The 19191-nt window shown below is 71.6% G+C and carries 1 protein-coding gene and 2 pseudogenes (1 of these 3 cut by a window edge); all 3 read right to left on the bottom strand.

From position 1 onward, the window contains the following. Window positions 1-18 precede the first annotated feature (18 nt). A pseudogene (locus P2L57_RS41085) lies at window positions 19-2979 on the bottom strand (type I polyketide synthase); the annotation flags it as partial. A 168-nt stretch (window positions 2980-3147) separates the two neighbouring features. Then, window positions 3148-10032: pseudogene (locus P2L57_RS06885) on the bottom strand (type I polyketide synthase); the annotation flags it as partial. After that, window positions 9950-19191, bottom strand: the 3' end of a protein-coding gene (locus tag P2L57_RS06880; RefSeq protein WP_275809889.1) for a type I polyketide synthase. The gene runs 14995 nt beyond the window's last position; the window shows 9242 of its 24237 coding nt (coding positions 14996-24237); the start codon falls outside the window, past its right edge — the gene reads right to left on this strand; its stop codon occupies window positions 9950-9952. The gene P2L57_RS06880 and the pseudogene P2L57_RS06885, both read right to left, overlap by 83 nt.

The raw sequence follows: 19191 nt of genomic DNA, 5'->3' as shown, positions 1-19191 counted from the left end.
CTCCGCACTTCGGGCACGTCAGGGCTGATTGCTGTCGAGCGCCATATCGATCAGATGCTGCACGTCCATCCCGTCGATGTCGTCGGGGGACGCCCCCTGATCGCTCATGCCCGGGGCAGGGGTTTGCTGGGGGTTGGCGAGTTCCAGCAGGGTGTCCAGCAGTCCGGCGTCCCTGATCCGGCCCAGCGGGATGGCCATCAGCTGGCGTCGCAGCTCGGCCTCCTGGGGGTCGGTGTCCGGCTGGGCGTCCGGGGCGCTGTCCGGTAGCAGTTCGCCCAGCAGGTGCTTGGCGAGGACGGTGGGGTTGGGGTAGTCGAAGACCAGGCTGGTGGGCAGCCGCAGTCCGGTGGCGGTGTTCAGCAGGTTGCGCAGTTCGACGGCGGTCAGCGAGTCGAAGCCCAACTCCTTGAACGCGCGGGTCGGTGCGATGGCGTCCTGGGAGTCATGTCCCAGCGCCGCGGCCACATGGGTACGGACCACGTCGAGCAGCGTCGGCATGCGGTCGGCGGCGTCCAGTGCGGCGAGTCGGTCGCGCAGTGCCGAGGACTCCTGCCGTGTCGGCTCGGTGTCGTCGCTGCCGCGCAGTGCGTCGCGCACCTCGGGCAGGTCGGCGATCAGCGGGCGCGGGCGGGCCGCGGTGAAGGCGGGGGCGAACCGGGCCCAGTCGACATCGGCGACGGTGACGGTGGTGTCCCCTGCGACGACCGCGTCGGACAGTGCGGCCAGGTTCGACTCCGGTGCCATGGGCGGCAGTCCACGGCGGCGCAGTTGCTCCTCCGCGTCCCCCTCGGCCGCCATGCCGCCGTCCGCCCAGGGGCCCCAGGCGACCGCGGTGGCGGTGAGCCCGCGGGCCCGGCGCTGCTCGGCGAGGGCGTCGAGGAACGCGTTCGCGGCCGCGTAGGCGCCCTGGCCGCCGCTGCCCCAGACTCCGGCGATCGACGAGAACAGCACGAAGGCGTCCAGCGAGTCGTCGGCGAACAGGGCGTCCAGGTGGATCGCACCCGCGGTCTTCGCGGCCACGATGTCCGCGAAGTCCGGCAGTTCACGGCCGGTGCCGGGCGGCTGGGAGACGCCTGCCGCGTGCACCACGGCCCGTACCGGATGGCCGTCGGCCGCCAACGTGTCGACCAGTGCCTGCAGTGCGCCGCGGTCGGCGACATCGCAGGCGGCGAAGGTCGCGGTGACGCCGAGATCGGACAGTTCCGCCGCGAGTTCCGCCGCGCCGGGGGCGTCCGGTCCGCGGCGGCTGACCAGGACGATCCGCTCGGCGCCGTTGCGGGCCAGCCAGCGGGCGACGTGCTGTCCGAGCGCGCCGGTTCCGCCGGTGACCAGTACCGTTCCACGCGGCGTCCAGTCGGTGGCCGCGATCTCGCGCGGCGCGTGGACCAGTCGCCGGACGAACCGGCCGGAGGGGCGGATGGCCAGCTGGTCCTCGTCGCCGCTGCCCGTCAGTGCGCCGACGAGTCGGTCGGCGGCCCGTGCGTCCAGGGTTTCCGGTAGGTCGATCAGGCCTCCCCAGCGCTCGGGCTGCTCCAGGGCGATGACCCGGCCGAGTCCGGCGACCTGTGCCTGGGCGGGGCTGAGCAGCCGGTCGGCCGCGCCGACCGACACCGCGCCGCGCGTCACACACCACAGCGGCGCTCCGAGGTCCACGGTCTCCAGCGCCTCCGACAGCGCCGCGGTCAGGGCCAGACCGACCGGCACCGACGGATGGTCGGGGTGCGGTTCCTCGTCCAGCGCGAGCAGCGACAGCGCACCGGAGACCGGATCCCCGGCGACCGCGTTTCGCAACTGCTCGGCCGTCAGGGCGTCCTGGACCGGTACGGGAACGATGCGTGCCCCGCGTTCCCGCAGCTCGGCGGTGACGGTGGCGATCCACGGGTCGTCGGTGCGGGCGGCCGGTATCAGCGTCAGCCAGTTTCCGGTCAGCCGGCGGGTCGTGGTGTCGGCCGTCGGCTTCCAGATGACGCGGTAGCGGCGGCTGTCCACGGGGGCCGTCGTGACCATGGGCTCCGGCCAGAACCGGCGGCGCTGGAAGGCGTACGTGGGCAGGTCGACGCGCTGCGCGCCGGTGTCGGCGAAGTACGCGTCCCAGTCGAGAGCGGCGCCCCGCACGTGGACGAGGCCGACTGCGGTGGTCAGTGCCTCCGCCTCGGGGCGCCCGTTGCGCAGGACGGGGACGAAAGAGGTGTCGTCGGTGGTGACGCAGTCCTGCGCCATGGCCGACAGCACACCGTCCGGGCCGAGTTCGACGAACGTGGTGACGCCCTGGGTTTCGAGGGCGCGGATGCCGTCGAGGAAGCGCACCGACTCGCGGACGTGCCGTACCCAGAACTCCGGTGTGCTGATCTCGTCGTCGTCGATGACGGAGCCGGTGAGGTTGGAGACGATCGCGATCGTCGGCGCGTGGAAGGTCAGTTGCTCGGCGATCTTGCGGAAGTCCGCCAGCATGCCGTCCATCAGCGGCGAGTGGAAGGCGTGACTCACCGTGAGGCGCTTGGTCTTACGGCCCTGCGCCTCGAAGCGCGAGGCGATCTCCAGTACCCCGCCTTCGTCTCCGGCGATGACGACGGATGTCGGACCGTTGATCGCGGCAATGCTGACCCGCTCGGTCAACAGTTGATCAACCTCGTCCGCCGAGGCCTGCACCGCCACCATCGCGCCGCCGCCCGGCAGTTCCTGCATCAGACGGCCGCGAGCCGCCACCAGCGTGCACGCGTCCTCAAGCGACAGCACACCAGCGACATGCGCCGCCGCCAGCTCACCGATCGAGTGCCCGGACAGGTAGTCCGGCCGCAGCCCCCACGACTCCACCAACCGGAACAGCGCCACCTCGACCGCGAACAACGCAGGCTGGGTGTAGCCGGTCCGGTCCAGCAACTCGGGCCGCGAACCGAACAGCACACCCTGTAGCGGAAGTTCAAGGTGCTGATCGAGGTGGGCGCACACCGTGTCCAGCGCCTCCGCGAAGACGGGATACGCCTCGTACAGCTCCCGGCCCATGCCGGGCCGTTGGCTGCCCTGGCCGGTGAACAGGAAGGCGAGCCTGCCGTCCGTCGTGCTCCCGTGCACCACGTCTGCCGTCGGGCGGCCCTCGGCCACCGCGTCCAGGCCCGCGCGGACCGTCTCCCGCTCCCCCGCCACCACCACGGCGCGGTGTTCGAACGCCGCACGGCCGGTGGCCAGCGAGAACGCGAAGTCGACCGGTTCCAGGTCGGGGTGGGTGTCGAGATGCGAGCGCAGCCGGTCGGCCTGGGCGCGCAGTGCGGCCTCGTCCTTGCCGGAGAGCACGACGGGCACACACGGCAGGTCGGCCGTCTGCCGGACGCCCGGGTCCGTGCCGGAGGGCTGCTCCAGGATGGTGTGCGCGTTGGTGCCGCTGATGCCGAACGAGGAGACGGCGGCCCGGCGCGGGCGTGCCGTCTCGGGCCACTCCCGGGCCTCGGTCAACAGTGAGACCGCACCCGTTGACCAGTCAACGTGTGGCGTCGGCTCATCCACATGCAGCGTCCGCGGCAACACACCGTGCCGCATCGCCATCACCATCTTGATGATCCCGGCGACACCGGCCGCCGCCTGGGTGTGCCCGAGGTTGGACTTCACCGAGCCCAGCCACAGCGGCTGGTCCTCCGGCCGGTCCTGCCCGTACGTGGCCAGCAGCGCCTGGGCCTCGATGGGGTCGCCCAGCCGGGTGCCGGTGCCGTGCGCCTCCACCGCGTCCACATCCGCCGCCGACAGCCCGGCGGAGGCCAGCGCCTGACGGATGACCCGCTGCTGCGACGGGCCGTTCGGCGCCGTAAGGCCGTTGCTCGCGCCGTCCTGGTTCACCGCACTGCCGCGGACCAGGGCCAGCACCGGGTGGCCGTTCCTGCGGGCGTCCGACAGCCGCTCCACCAGCAGCATGCCCACACCCTCGCCCCACCCCGTACCGTCCGCCGCGGCGGCGAAGGCCTTGCAGCGGGCGTCGGCGGACAGTCCGCCCTGGTGGCTGAACTCGGTGAAGGTGCCGGGTGTCGACATCACCGTCACACCACCGGCCAGTGCCATGGTGCATTCCCCGCTGCGCAGTGCCTGGATCGCCCAGTGCAGCGCGACCAGCGACGACGAGCACGCGGTGTCGACGGTGACCGCGGGGCCTTCGAGCCCGAAGGCGTAGGCGACCCGGCCGGACATGACGCTGGCCGCGTTGCCGGTCATCACATGGCCCGCGACACCGTCCGTCTGGTCGAGACCGGCGTCGTAGCCGCCGTACGCGGCGCCCACGAAGACTCCGGCCCGGCTGCCGCGCAGCGTCGCCGGGTCGATGCCCGCCCGCTCGAACGCCTCCCACGAGGTCTCCAGCAGCAACCGCTGCTGCGGGTCCATGGCCAGCGCCTCACGCGGCGAGATCCCGAAGAAGGCCGCGTCGAACTGGTCGGCGTCGTGCAGGAAGCCGCCCGCGAAGGCCTCCGCGGCGCCCGTCGTGTCCAACTGCCAGCCGCGGTTGGCCGGGGTGGCCGTGATGGCGTCCGCGCCGGAGGCGAGCAACTGCCACAGCTCTTCCGGGGAACCGATGCCGCCCGGGTAGCGGCAGCTCATCGCCACGATCGCGATGGGCTCGTCAGCGACCACGGCCGGGGTGTCCGCGGCGGCCTCCTCGGGCCGGGTGCCCAGGAGTTCGCCGAGCAGATGGTCGGCGAGCGCGGTCGGGTTCGGGTAGTCGAAGACCAGCGAACTGGGCAGCCGCAGTGCGGTGGCGGCGTTCAGCCGGTTGCGCAGTTCAACCGCGGTGAGCGAGTCGAAGCCCAGTTCCTTGAACGCCCGCCGCGCCTCGACGGCTTCGGGTCCGGCGTGCCCGAGGACGGCGGCCACCTGCGTACGGACCAGGTCCAGCAGCGTCCGTACCCGCTCGGCGGCGGACAGCCCGCGCAGCCGCTGGGCCAGCGGCGAGCCGCTGCCCGCCGTGCCGGACCGCACGGTCCGCCGCCCAGCGGTGCGGATCAGCCCGCGGAACAGCGCCGGTACCGGTCCGGTCCCGGCGGCGGCCCGCACCGCGCCCAGGTCGAGCCGCGCCGGGACCAGCACGGCCTGCCCGCCGCGCAGTGCGGCGTCGAACAGTGCCATGCCCTCCGCCGAGGACAGCGCGCCCATTCCGCCGCGGGCCATGCGCCGCAGTTCGGCTTCGGTCAGGTCTCCGGTGATGCCGCTGGCTTCGGCCCACAGACCCCAGGCCAGTGAGGTCGCGGTACGCCCCTGTGCCCTGCGGTACTGCGCGAGCGCGTCCAGGTAGCCGTTGGCGGCCGCGTAGTTGGCCTGCCCTGCGCTGCCCAGCACCCCGGCGACGGCGGAGAACAGCACGAACGCCGACAGGTCCAGGTCGCGGGTCAGTTCGTGCAGGTGCCACGCCGCGTCCGCCTTGGGACGCAGCACCCGGTCAACGCGTTCCGGGGTGAGCGACGAGATGACACCGTCGTCCAGCACACCGGCCGTGTGGACGACGGCGGTCAGCGGATGCTCGGCGGGAAGGGACGCCAGCACCTCGGCCAGCGCGCCCCGGTCGGCCGCGTCGCAGGCAGCGATCGTCACCTCGGCGCCCAATGCGCTGAGTTCCGCGACGAGTTCCGATGCCCCTGCGGCATCGGCACCCCGGCGGCTCAGCAACAGCAGGTGGCGGGCGCCGTGTTCGGTCACCAGATGCCGGGCGACCAGCGCGCCCAGCGTTCCGGTGCCGCCGGTGACCAGCACCGTGCCGGACGGGTCGAGCGGGCGCGCGGCGTCCTCGGCGGTGGGGGCGACCCGGGCGAGCCGGGGTGCGAACGCGTCCGCGTCGCGGACCGCCAGTTCCGGTTCCCCGCAGGCCAGGGCGCCGAAGACGGTGGTGGACGAGTTGCCTTGGGCACCGAGGTCAAGCAGCACGAACCGTCCGGGGTTCTCGGTCTCGGCGGACCGCACCAGACCCCATACGGCGGCCTGTGCCGGGTCGGCGAGTTGCTCGCCGCCGTTCACGGCCACCGCACCGCGTGTCACGAACACCAGCCGCGAGCCGGAGAACCGCTCGTCCGCCAGCCATGCCTGGGCCAGGGCAAGCGTCCGGTGCACCGCTCCCCGCACGGCTTCGGGCCTGTTCGGGGCGCCGGACGCGCACGGTGCGAAGACCAGCTCCGGCACGGCCGCGCCCTCGTCAACGGCCTTGAGCAGCGCGTCGAAGTCCGCGTACTGCGCCGGTTCGGCACCGGCGGCCGACCCGAGTTCGAACGCGTCCGGCTGCCCGAGCAGCGCGGCGGTCGGCGCGGCGGCGGCGTCCGGTACGGGAAGTCGCGCCCAGTCGAGCTGGAACAGCGACTCGATGGCGGCGGCCTGGCTCGCGCCGAGGGCGTCGGTCGGCAACGGCCGCAGTGTCAGGTTCTCGACGGACGCCACCGGTGCGCCCGTCGTGTCGGCCAGTCGCAGCGATACGGCCGCGCCGGATTCCGGGGCGATGCGCACCCGCAGTTCGGTCGCGCCGACCGCGTACAGCGAGACGCCCTGCCAGACCGACGGTACGAGCGGGGCCCCGGTGTCACGGTCGAGCAGCGCGGCGTGCACGGCCGCCTCCAGCAGGGCCGGGTGCAAGCCGAACGCCGACGTGTCCGCGTCCTGCGGCAACCGCACCTCGGCGAAGACCTCGGCACCGCGCCGCCACGCCGCCGTCAGCCCCTGGAACAGCGGCCCGAAGTCAACACCGGCCGCCAGCAACTCCCCGTACAGCGGCGCGACTTCGATCGTCGCGGCGTTCTTCGGCGGCCATTCGGCCAGAGTGAAGGACGGTTGGGGTGCGGTGGGGGCGAGCGTGCCGGTGGCGTGGCGGGTCCAGGGCAGCTCGCCGGAGGCGGGCTGCCCTGGGCGCGACGACACGGTGATCGGGCGGCGCCCGGCCTCGTCTGCCGCGCCCACCACGATCTGCAGCTGGACCGCGCCGCCTTCGGCGAACGCCAGCGGCGCGTCCAGGGTCAGCTCGTCCAGTCGGTCACAGCCGACGTGGTCACCGGCCCGTACCGCCAACTCCACGAGGGCGGCGCCCGGCAGCAGCGGGGTGCCGCAGACCGCGTGATCCGCCAGCCACGGGTGGGTCCGCGGGGAGAGCCGACCGGTGAACAGGACGCCGTCGGAGTCGGCGAGCGGCACCGCCGCGCCCAGCAGCGGATGGTCGGCCGCCGCGAGCCCGGCCGCCGTGACGTCGCCGATCCGGGAGCCGGGCTCCAGCCAGAAGCGCTGGTGCTGGAAGGCGTACGTGGGCAGCTCGACGCGGCGCGCGCCGGTGCCGGAGAAGTAAGCCGCCCAGTCCGCGGACACGCCCCGCACATGGGCGTCGGCGAGCGCCGTGGTCAGCGTCTCGGCTTCGGCGCGGTCCCGCCGTAGCAGCGGGACGAAGGCGGCGTCCTCCGGCCGTGTGACGCAGTCCTGGGCCATGGCGGACAGCACGCCGTCCGGCCCGAGTTCGACGTATGTGGTGACGCCCTCGGCTTCGAGCACCCGGATGCCGTCGAGGAAGCGGACGGCCTCGCGGACGTGCCGTACCCAGAACTCCGGGGTGCGGATCTCGTCGGCGGAGACCAGGGCGCCGGTGAGGTTGGAGACGATCGGGATCCGCGGGGCCTCGTAGGCGAGTCCTGCGGCCACCTCGCGGAACGCGTCCAGCATGCCGTCCATGTGCGGGGAGTGGAACGCGTGGCTGACCGTGAGCCGCTTGGTCTTACGGCCCTGTGCCTCGAAGTTCGCGGCGATCTCCAGAACCGCGCCCTCGTCACCGGCGATCACCACCGACGTCGGACCGTTGACCGCGGCAATGCTGACCCGCTCGGTCAGCAGTTGATCAACCTCGTCGGCCGACGCCTGCACCGCCACCATCGCACCGCCGCCCGGCAGCTCCTGCATCAGACGGCCACGGGCCGCCACCAGCGTGCACGCGCCCTCAAGCGACAGCACCCCGGCCACATGCGCGGCCGCCAGCTCACCGATCGAATGCCCGGCGAGGTAGTCGGGCTTCAGCCCCCACGCCTCGACAAGCCGGTACAGCGCCACCTCGACGGCGAACAACGCGGGCTGGGTGTAGGCGGTCTGGTCCAGCAGATCGGACCGCGAGCCGAACAGCACGTCGCGCAGCGGAAGTTCCAGGTGCCGGTCGAGCGCCGCGCTCACGGTGTCCAGCGCTTCGGTGAACGCCGGATAGGTGCCGTAGAGCTCGCGTCCCATCCCGAGCCGCTGGCTGCCCTGGCCGGTGAACAGGAACGCCGCCTTGCCCTCGGCGGCCGTGCCGCGTACCAGGCCGGAGGCGGTCCCGTCCTGCGCCAGCGCGTCCAGGCCGCGCAGCAGTTCCTCCCGGTCACCCGCGACGACCACCGCGCGCCGCTCCAGAGCGGACCGCGTGGTGGCCAACGAATAGGCGACATCGGCCAGTTCGAGGCCCGGGTCGGCCGCACCAAGGTGGGAGCGGAGCCGGTCCGCCTGCGCGCGCAACGCGTCCGGAGTCTTCGCGGAGAGCGCCAGCGGCAGCACCGGGTGCGTCCGCGGCTCCTCGGCCGCCTCCGCGGGCTCCGGCTCCGGTGCCTGCTCGATGATCGTGTGGGCGTTGGTGCCGCTCACCCCGAACGCCGACACACCCGCGCGGCGCGGCTGGCCGGTCTCCGGCCAGGGCCGGGCCTCGGTCAGCAGCGACACGGCGCCCGCCGACCAGTCCACGTTGGGCGTCGGCTCATCGACGTGCAGCGTCTTCGGCAGCACACCGTGCTGGATGGCCAGCACCATCTTGATGACCCCGGCGACACCCGCCGCCGCCTGTGCGTGCCCGAGGTTGGACTTCAGCGAACCCAGCCACAGCGGCTTTCCCTCTGGCCGCTCCTGGCCGTAGGTCGCGATCAGCGCCTGCGCCTCGATGGGGTCGCCGAGCGTGGTGCCCGTGCCGTGTGCCTCGACCACGTCGACCTCGGCGGCCGACAGCTGGGCGCTGGCCAGCGCCTGGCGGATGACGCGCTGCTGCGACGGGCCGTTCGGCGCCGTCAGGCCATTGCTCGCGCCGTCCTGGTTGACCGCCGAGCCGCGGACCACCGCCAGCACCTGGTGACCGTTCCTGCGGGCATCCGACAGCCGCTCCACCAGCAGCACGCCAACGCCCTCCGACCAGCCCGTCCCGTCCGCGTCAGCGGCGAACGACCGGCAGCGACCATCGACGGACAGGCCGCGCTGGCGGCTGAACTCCACGAACACATCGGGGGTCGGCATCACCGTCACCCCGCCGACCAGGGCCAGCGAGCACTCGCGCTGCCGCAGCGCCTGCGCCGCCCAGTGCAGGGCGACGAGCGAGGAGGAGCAGGCCGTGTCGATGGTGGCCGCGGGGCCTTCGAGCCCGAAGCTGTAGGCGATCCGGCCGGACAGCACGCTGGTGGCGCTACCGGTCAGCAGCAGGCCCTCCAGGCCTTCAGGGGCCTCCTTGAGGTCGGCGCCATAGCCCATGGAGCTCGCGCCCACGAAGACGCCGGTGTGGCTGCCGCGCAGCGTGCCCGGGGCGATGCCCGCGCGCTCGAACGCCTCCCAGGACGTCTCCAGCAGCAGCCGCTGCTGCGGGTCCATCGCCAGCGCCTCACGCGGGCTGATGCCGAAGAAGCCCGGGTCGAACTCGGTGGCGCCGGTGAGGAATCCACCGCCGGTGTTGTAGAAGGTGCCCTTCTTGTCGGGGTCGGGATCGGCGAGGCCGTCGATGTCCCAGCCGCGGTCCGCCGGGAAGCCGGAGATCGCGTCCCCGCCTTCGGCGACCAGCCGCCACAGGTCCTCCGGCGAGCCCACGCCACCCGGGTAACGGCAGCTCATCCCGACGATCGCGATCGGCTCCTGTGCTTCCGCCTCGACCTCCTGGAGGCGGCGACGGGCACGGCGCAGCTCAGTGGTGACCCACTTCAGATTGTCGAGAAGCTTCTCTTCATTTGCAGTAGCCACGTCAGGAACGTCCGAATTCGTTGTTGATGATGTCGAAGATGTCGTCGGCCGACGCCGATTCCAGTTCGTTGTCGTCGCCGTCACCCGCTGCGGCGCTCTCCACCTCTTGCCAGGTCCGCAGCAGCTTCTCCAGGCGGGCGGTGACACTCGCGCGTTCCGCCGCGTTGTCGGTGGGCACGGACGACAGGACGAATTCCAATTTGTCGATCTCGGCGAGCGCCGGAAGCGTCTGCGGTATGTCGTCGCCGAGGAGTTCGGCCCACAGATGGTCGGCGAGCGCACGAGGTGTCGGATAGTCGAAGACCGAACTGGCCGGGAGGCGCAGCCCCGTGGCCGTGTTCAGCCGGTTGCGCAGTTCCACCGCGGTCAGCGAGTCAAAGCCCAACTCCTTGAACGCGCGGCCCGCTTCCACCGCCCCGGTGCCGTTGTGGCCGAGTACGGCGGCCACCTGTGTCCGCACCAGATCCAGCAGCACCCGGTCCGCCTCGGCCCCGGTCAGCCCGGCCAGCCGCTCGGACAGCGAACCGGACTCCTCCGGCGCGTCCGTGCTGGCCGCCAGGGTGCTCCGGACCTCCGGCAGATCGGCGATCAGCGGACGCGGCCGGGCCGCCGTGAAGGCCGGTGCGAACCGCGCCCAGTCGACATCGGCGACGGTCAGCGTCGTCTCGTCACGGTCAAGTGCCCGCTGCAGGGCGGTGATCGACAGCTCCGGAGACATCACCGGCAGACCACGGCGGCGCAGTTGCTCCGCCGCCTCCTCGTCGGCCACCAGCCCACCGTCCGCCCACGGCCCCCAGGCGATCGCGGTCGCCGCGAGACCCCGGCCCCGGCGCTGTTCCGCGAGCGCGTCGAGGTAGGCGTTGGCCGCCGCGTAGGCGCCCTGACCTCCGCTGCCCCAGACTCCGGCGATGGACGAGAACAGCACGAACGCGTCCAGCGCGTCATCCGGGAACAGCGCGTCGAGATGCACCGCACCCGCGACCTTGGCGGCCACCACCTCGGCGACATCCGCCGGGCCGGTCTCCGCAAGCGGCGCGAACTGCCCGGCACCGGCGGCGTGTACCACCGCCGTGACGGGCGGCACCCGGTCGAGCAGCGCCGCGAGGGCCTCCCGATCGGTGACATCGCAGGCGGCGACCGTGATCTCGACGCCCATCGCGGTGAGCTCGGCCGCCAACGCGTCGGCTCCCGGCGCCTGTGCGCCACGGCGGCTGGTCAGCACCAGGTGCTGCGCGCCGTTGCCCGCCAGCCAGCGGGCCACATGGGCGCCGAGCGCGCCGGTGCCACCGGTCACCAGCACCGTGCCACGCGGCTGCCACGGGCTGGCGTCCTCCGCGTCGGCCTGCTCGGCGTGTACGACCCGCCGGGCGAGGACGCCGGAGGTCCGTACCGCGAGCTGGTCCTCGTCGCCGAGACCAGCCAGTACGGCGGCCAGCCGCATCGCGGCCCGCTCGTCGAGGGCCTCGGGGAGATCGACCAGGCCGCCCCACCGCTCGGGATGCTCCAACGCCACGACCCGGCCAAGACCCCAGATCTGCGCCTGTGCGGCGTTGCGCAGTCGCTCCGACGCCGCTGTCGCGACCGCGCCGGTCGTCACACACCACAGCGGGGCCTCGACTCCCGCCTCGCCCAGTGCCCGCACCAGGCTGCCGGTGAGCAGCAGCCCGGTGGGTACCGCCTCGTACCGCGGATGCGACCGCTCGTCCAGCGCCAGCAAGGACAGCACGCCGTGCGCCGCCTCCCCCGCGAGCTCCTCGCGGAGCCGCTGGGCGAGCCTGTCGCCATCGAGGTCATCGGCGGTCAGGGCGATCTGCCGTACCGCCGCGCCGCGTTCGGTCAGTGCCGCGATGGTGCCGCGTACGAGCGCGTCGTCCGCCTGGCCGGCGGGCACGACCGCCAGCCACACCCCGGACACGGCGGCGACGGCGGGCTCGGCCAGCCGCTTCCACGTCACCCGGTAACGCCAGCCGTCCACCGCCGACTGCTCGCGCCGCTGGCGACGCCACGCCGACAGCGCGGGGAGCACCGCGCTCAGCGGCTGATCGGCGTCGATCGCCAACTCGCTGGTCAGCGACGCCAGATCGGCGTTCTCGACGGCCTCCCAGAACCGCGCGTCGTCCGCTTCGGACGCCACGCCGCTGCCGGTCCGCGAGGCGGCGCTCTCCGTCGGCCTGGCGTCGTCGAGCCAGTACCGCTGGCGTTGGAAGGCATACGTGGGCAGGTCGACGCGGTCAGCGCCGGTCCCGGCGTAGTACGCCTGCCAGTCGACCACCAGGCCCCGGACGTACGCCTGGGCCAGCGCGGCGGTCAACGACTCGCCCTCGGCACGGCCCTTGCGCAGGACCGGAACGAACACGGCGACATCATCCGCCACGACACAGTCCTGCGCCATCGCCGACAACACACCGTCCGGGCCGAGCTCCACGAACGTCGTGACGTTCTCCGCCTCCAAAGCACGGATCCCATCAAGGAAACGCACAGCCTCACGAACATGCCGCACCCAAAAGTCCGGCAGACAGATCTCCTCCGCGGAGACCACCGCACCGGTCAGGTTCGAGACGATCGGAACACGCGGCGCCTCGTACGACAGCCCCTCGGCGACCTTACGGAACTCAGCCAGCATCCCGTCCATGTGCGGCGAATGGAACGCATGGCTCACGGTCAGGCGCTTGGTCTTACGACCCCGCGCCTCAAAGCCCGCGGCGATCTCCACCACCGCGTCCTCATCCCCCGCGACCACCACCGACGTCGGACCATTGATCGCGGCAATGCTGACCCGCTCGGTCAACAGCTGATCAACCTCATCCGCCGACGCCTGCACGGCGACCATCGCGCCGCCACCCGGCAGCTCCTGCATCAGACGACCACGCGCCGCCACCAGCCTGCACGCATCCTCCAGCGACAACACCCCGGCCACATGCGCCGCCGCCAGCTCACCGATCGAATGCCCGGACAGGAAGTCGGGCATCAGACCCCAGGCCTGGACGAGCCGGAACAGCGCCACCTCGACCGCGAACAACGCGGGCTGCGTGTAGCCGGTCTGATCCAACAACTCAGGCCGCGAACCGAACAGCACGTCATACAACGGCCGTTCAAGATGCCCGTCCAACTCAGCGGCCACCGCGTCCAGCGCATCCGCGAACACCGGATACGCCTCATACAGCTCCCGACCCATCCCAAGACGCTGACTACCCTGCCCGGTGAACAGGAACGCGGTACGACCGTCGGTCGGCGAGCCCTGGATCAGTCCCGACAGGGACTCGCCGCGCGCCAACGCTTCAAGGCCACCGAGGAGTTCGGCGCGATCCCGGCCCGCCACGACGGCCCGCTGTTCCAGGGTGGTACGTGCGGTCGCCAGCGAGTACCCCAAGTCGGCAATGGCCACATCGGGGTTGGTGGACACATATGCACGCAGCCGTTCGGCCTGGGCGCGCAGCGCGTCGCCGCCCTTGGCGGACAGCGTCCACAGCTGCACGGCGGGAGGTGTCGCGAGCGGCTCCACCACCGTGCCGGTGTCGTCCGCAGGGGCCTGCTCCAGGACGGTGTGCGCGTTGGTCCCGCTGAACCCGAAGGACGAGACGCCCGCCCGACGCGGGCGACCCCGCTCCGGCCACTGCACAGCCTCGGTCAGCAGGGCGATGTCGCCCGCCGACCAGTCCACGTGCGGCGTCGGCTCATCAATGTGCAACGTCTGCGGCAACACGCCATGCCGCATCGCCAACACCATCTTGATGATTCCCGCGACACCGGCCGCAGCCTGGGTGTGACCGATGTTGGACTTGATCGAGCCCAGCCACAGCGGCTGATCGTCGGGGCGGTCCTGGCCGTACGTCGCCAGCAGCGCCTGTGCCTCGATCGGGTCACCGAGCGTGGTACCCGTACCGTGTGCCTCCACCGCGTCGACATCCGCCGCCGACAAACCAGCACTTGCCAGCGCCTGGCGGATCACCCGCTGCTGCGAGGGACCGTTCGGCGCCGTAAGCCCATTGCTCGCGCCATCCTGATTGACGGCGCTACCGCGCACGATCGCCAGCACCGGGTGACCATGACGGCGAGCGTCCGACAGCCGCTCCACCAGCAGCATGCCGACGCCCTCACCCCACCCCGTACCATCCGCACCCGCCGCGAACGCCTTGATACGACCGTCCTCCGCCAAACCACGCTGACGACTGAACTCGATGAAGGCGCCTGGTGAGGACATCACCGTCACACCACCGGCCAGTGCGAGCGAGCACTCACCGTTGCGCAGCGCCTGGATCGCCCAGTGCAGCGCGACGAGCGACGACGAGCACGCCGTATCGACGGTCACCGCGGGGCCTTCAAGGCCGAAGGTGTAGGCGAGGCGGCCGGACACAACGCTGGCCGCGTTGCCGGTGCCCAGATATCCCTCGATGCCGTCCGGAACGGTCTGCAGGAACGAGTCGTAATCCTGGCCGTTGGAACCGACGAACACTCCGGCCTGGCTGCCACGCAGCGACGCCGGGTCGATTCCGGCCCGCTCGAACGCCTCCCACGAGGTCTCCAGCAACAGCCGCTGCTGCGGGTCCATCGCCAGCGCCTCACGCGGCGAGATCCCGAAGAACGCCGGATCGAAGTCGGCGACGTCGTAGAGGAACCCGCCCCCGCGCGCATAGAACGTGCCCTGCTTCTCCGGGTCGGAGTCATAGAGCCGTTCGAGGTCCCAGCCGCGGTCCGCCGGGAATTCGCCTATGGCGTCCCCACCGGAGGTCAGCAGTTGCCACAGCTCCTCGGGGCTGCGTACACCGCCCGGGAAACGGCAGCTCATCGACACGATCGCGATCGGATCGTCCGCCACGGCCAGCACTGCGGGACCGGCGACCGCGGTCTGCGCGCCCAGCAGTTCGGACCGCAGATGGCTCGCGAGCGCGGACGCGGTCGGGTAGTCGAAGACCAGCGTCGCGGAGAGATCCACGCCGGTGGCCGCGCCGAGACGGTTGCGCAGCTCGACCGCGGTCAGCGAGTCGAAGCCCAGCTCCTTGAACGCCCGATCCGCCTCGACCGACGCCGCACCGCTGTGCCCGAGCACCGCGGAGACATGCGTACGGACCAGGTCCAGCAGCATGCGCTCCTGTTCGGCGCCGGAGAGCCCGGACAGCCGTTCCGCCAGGGACGACCCGGCAGCGGCACCCGAGGACGGGACCGCATCCGCGCTGTCCAGTATTCGGCGTACTTCCGGCAGTTCGCCGATCAGCGGGCTCCGCCGTACCGCGACGAAGCCTGGGGTGAGCCGCGTCCAGTCGATGTCCGAGACGGTCAGTGCCGGCTCGCCCAGTTCGATGGCCTGGCGCAGCGCGCGGATCGCCAACTCCGGTGCCATCGGCGGCACCCCACCGTGGCGCATCCGCTGCTCGATCTCACTGTCCGCCGCCATGCCGGCTGCCCAGGCGCCCCAGGCGATGGAGGTGGCGGCCAGGCCGTCGGCCCGGCGCCGCTCGGCCAGCGCGTCCAAGTAGGCATTGGCGGCGGCGTAGTTGGCCTGCCCAGTGCTGCCGAGCGTGCCGCTGATGGACGAGAACAGCACGAACGCCGACAGGTCGAGATCACGGGTGAGTTCATGCAGGTTGAGCGCGGAGAGCGCCTTCGCCCGCCACACGTATTCGAAGCGCTCGGGGGTGAGCGCGTCCAGCACACCGTCGTCCAGCACGCCTGCGGTGTGCAGCACCGCTGTCAGGGGGTGCTCGGTGGTAATCGATCCAAGGAGGCGGGCGAGCGCGTCGCGGTCCGCGGCATCGCACGCCGCGATGGTGACCTTGGCTCCGGATGCCGCCAGTTCGGCCTGGAGCTCGGCCGCGCCGGGCGCGTCCATGCCCCGGCGACTGGTCAGTACGACGTGCTGGGCGCCGTCGCGTACCAACCAGCGGGCGACCTCGGCGCCCAACGCACCGGTGCCGCCGGTGACCAGCACGGTGCCGTCCGGCGCCCAGGCGTTGGCCTCGGCGTCGTTCTGCGGCGCGCGCACGAACCTGCGTCCGAAGACGCCCGCCGAGCGCACCGCGACCTGGTCCTCGTCGCCCAGCCCCGCGAGCACCTCCGCCAACCGGCCGAGTGCCCGATCGTCCAGCGAGCCCTGGGGCAGGTCGACCAGACCGCCCCACCGCCCGGGCAGTTCCATCGCGGCCACCCTGCCAAGCCCCCATACGGCGGCCTGATCAGCGCTGTCCAGCTGGTCGGAGCGCCCGACGCACACCGCGCCACGCGTCGCACACCACAGCGGTGCGTCGACTCCGGCATCGCCCAGCGCCTGCGTCAGCAGCGCCGTCGCCACGACGGCGGTGGACTCGTCCAGCGCCAGGAGTGACAGCACGCCGTCCACGGCGCGGTGTTCGGCGAGTTGCTCGGCGAGTCCGGGGCGGGTTGCCTCGGCGGTGTCAACGTTGACGCGATCAACGTTGACACCTCGGGTGGCCAGGGCCTGGGTGACCGCGTCGACGAGTTCGTCGTCGGACTTCGCGGCCGGGACGACGAGCAGCCAGGTTCCGGTCAGCGCCTGTGCCGGGCGCTCGGTCACCGGCTTCCACGTCACCCGGTACCGCCAGCCATCCACCGCCGACCGCTCCCGCTGCTGCCGACGCCACGCCGACAGCGCCGGGAGCACGGCCTCCAGCGCGCCATCCTCGGCCGCGTTCACATCCAGCGTGGCGGCGAGGGACTCCAGGTCCTCACGTTCCACGGCCTCCCAGAAGCGGGCGTCAACGGTGTCGGCGGACGTCTCGCTCACGGCCGGGGCTGTGGGGCTTTCCAGCCAGTAGCGCTGGCGTTGGAAGGCGTAGGTCGGCAGGTCGATACGGCGGGCGCCGGTTCCGGTGAAGTACGCCTGCCAGTCGACGGCGATGCCGTTGACGTGGGCCTGGGCCAAGGCGGCGGTCAGGGTTTCGGGTTCGGGGCGGCCGGTGCGGAGTACGGGGACGAAGGACGCCGCCTTCTCCGGCTGCGCGACGCAGTCCTGGGCCATCGCCGACAGCACACCGTCCGGGCCGAGCTCGATGAACGTCGTGACGTTCTGGGCTTCCAGCGTGCGAATGCCGTCGAGGAAACGGACGGCCTCACGGACGTGGCGGACCCAGAAGTCCGGAGTGGTGATCTCCTCGGCCGAGACGACGGTGCCGGTGAGGTTGGAGACGATGGGGATACGGGGGGCTTCGTAGGTCAGGCCCTCCGCGATCTTGCGGAAGGCGTCCAGCATGCCGTCCATGTGCGGCGAGTGGAACGCGTGGCTGACGGTCAGCCGCTTGGTCTTACGACCCTGCGCCTCGAAGGCCGCCGAGATCTCCAGAACCTTGGCCTCGTCACCCGCGACCACCACGGACGTCGGACCGTTGACCGCCGCAATGCTCACGCCCTCGGTGAGCGTGATCTCATCCGCCGAGGCCTGCACAGCGACCATCGCGCCGCCACCGGGAAGCTCCTGCATCAAGCGGCCACGAGCCGCCACCAACGCACAAGCGTCATCCAGCGACAGCACCCCGGCAACATGCGCGGCGGCGAGTTCACCGATGGAATGCCCGGACAGGAAGTCCGGCCGCAGCCCCCACGACTCCACCAACCGGAACAGCGCCACCTCGACCGCGAACAGCGCGGGCTGCGTGTAAGCGGTCTGATCCAGTACCTCGCCATCCGTACCGAACAGCGCATCCTTCAGCGGCAGTTCGAACCGCTCACAGACCGCGTCCAGCGCCTCGGCGAACACCGGATACGCCTCGTACAGCTCCCGGCCCATGCCAAGACGCTGGCTGCCCTGCCCGGTGAACAGGAACGCGACCTTCCCGCCAATCGGCGAGCCCTCGATCAGCCCGGCAGTCTCACGGCCTTCAGCCAGCGCCACCAGGCCCGCCAGGAACTCGTCCCGGTCGTGCGCGACCAGCACCGCACGATCCTCAAACGCCGTCCGGCCCACGGTCAACGAGAGACCGACATCGACCAGGCCGGCGTCGCCATCCGCCAACACATGCTCGCGCAACCGCCGCGCCTGATCGCGCAGCGCATCCGGCCCCTTGGCCGACAGCGCCAGCGGCACAACCGGCGACGTAACGCGAGCCTCCAGCTCAGGAGCACCGTCGGAGTCCGGCGCCTGCTCGATGATCGTGTGCGCGTTGGTACCGCTGATACCGAACGAGGACACACCAGCCCGACGCGGGCGCCCGGTCTCCGGCCACGCCCGGGACTGAGTCAGCAGCGAGACCGCACCCTCAGACCATTCGATCTTGTGCGAGGGCTCATCCACATGCAGCGTCTGCGGCAACACACCATGCCGCATCGCCAACACCATCTTGATGATCCCCGCGACACCAGCCGCAGCCTGCGTGTGACCGATGTTGGACTTGATCGACCCCAACCACAACGGCTCGTCACCAGCGCGCTCCTGGCCGTACGTCGCCAGCAGCGCCTGTGCCTCGATCGGGTCACCGAGCGTGGTACCCGTACCGTGCGCCTCCACCGCGTCCACGTCCGCAGCCGACAAACCAGCGGCGGCCAGCGCCTGCCGGATCACCCGCTGCTGCGACGGACCATTCGGCGCCGTAAGCCCATTGCTCGCGCCATCCTGGTTGATCGCGCTACCCCGCACCACCGCCAACACCGGGTGACCGTTACGCCGGGCATCCGACAGCCGCTCCACCAGCAGCATGCCAACGCCCTCACCCCACCCCGTACCGTCAGCAGCCTCCGCGAACGACTTGCAGCGACCGTCCACCGACAGCCCACGCTGGCGGCTGAAGTCGATGAACGTCTCCGGCGTGGCCATCACCGCCACACCACCCGCCAACGCCATCGAGCACTCGCCCTGCCGGAGAGCCTGAATTGCCCAGTGCAGCGCTACGAGTGATGACGAGCATGCGGTGTCCACGGTGACCGCAGGACCCTCCAGGCCCAGGGTGTAGGCGACACGACCGGAGGCGATGCTGCCCGCGTTACCCGTGCCGATGTAACCCTCGACACCCTCCGGGAACTCTCCCAGCCCGGCCAGGTAGTCGTGGTACATCACACCCGCGAACACACCCGTACGACTGCCACGAACAGACGTCGGATCGATCCCCGCCCGCTCGAACGCCTCCCAGGCGGTCTCCAGCAACAACCGCTGCTGCGGATCCATCGCCAGTGCCTCACGCGGCGAGATCCCGAAGAACGCCGGATCGAACTCACCCGCGGCATGCAGGAAGCCACCCTCACGCGTGTACGACGTCCCCGCATGATCCGGGTCCGGGTGATACAGCGCCTCCACATCCC

The sequence above is a fragment of the Streptantibioticus ferralitis genome (assembly GCF_029223525.1).
In the GTDB taxonomy this organism is placed as follows: Bacteria; Actinomycetota; Actinomycetes; order Streptomycetales; family Streptomycetaceae; genus Streptantibioticus_A; species Streptantibioticus_A ferralitis.
The sequence above is the reverse complement of the archived record's forward strand: the minus strand, read 5'-3'. Positions and strand labels throughout refer to the sequence as shown.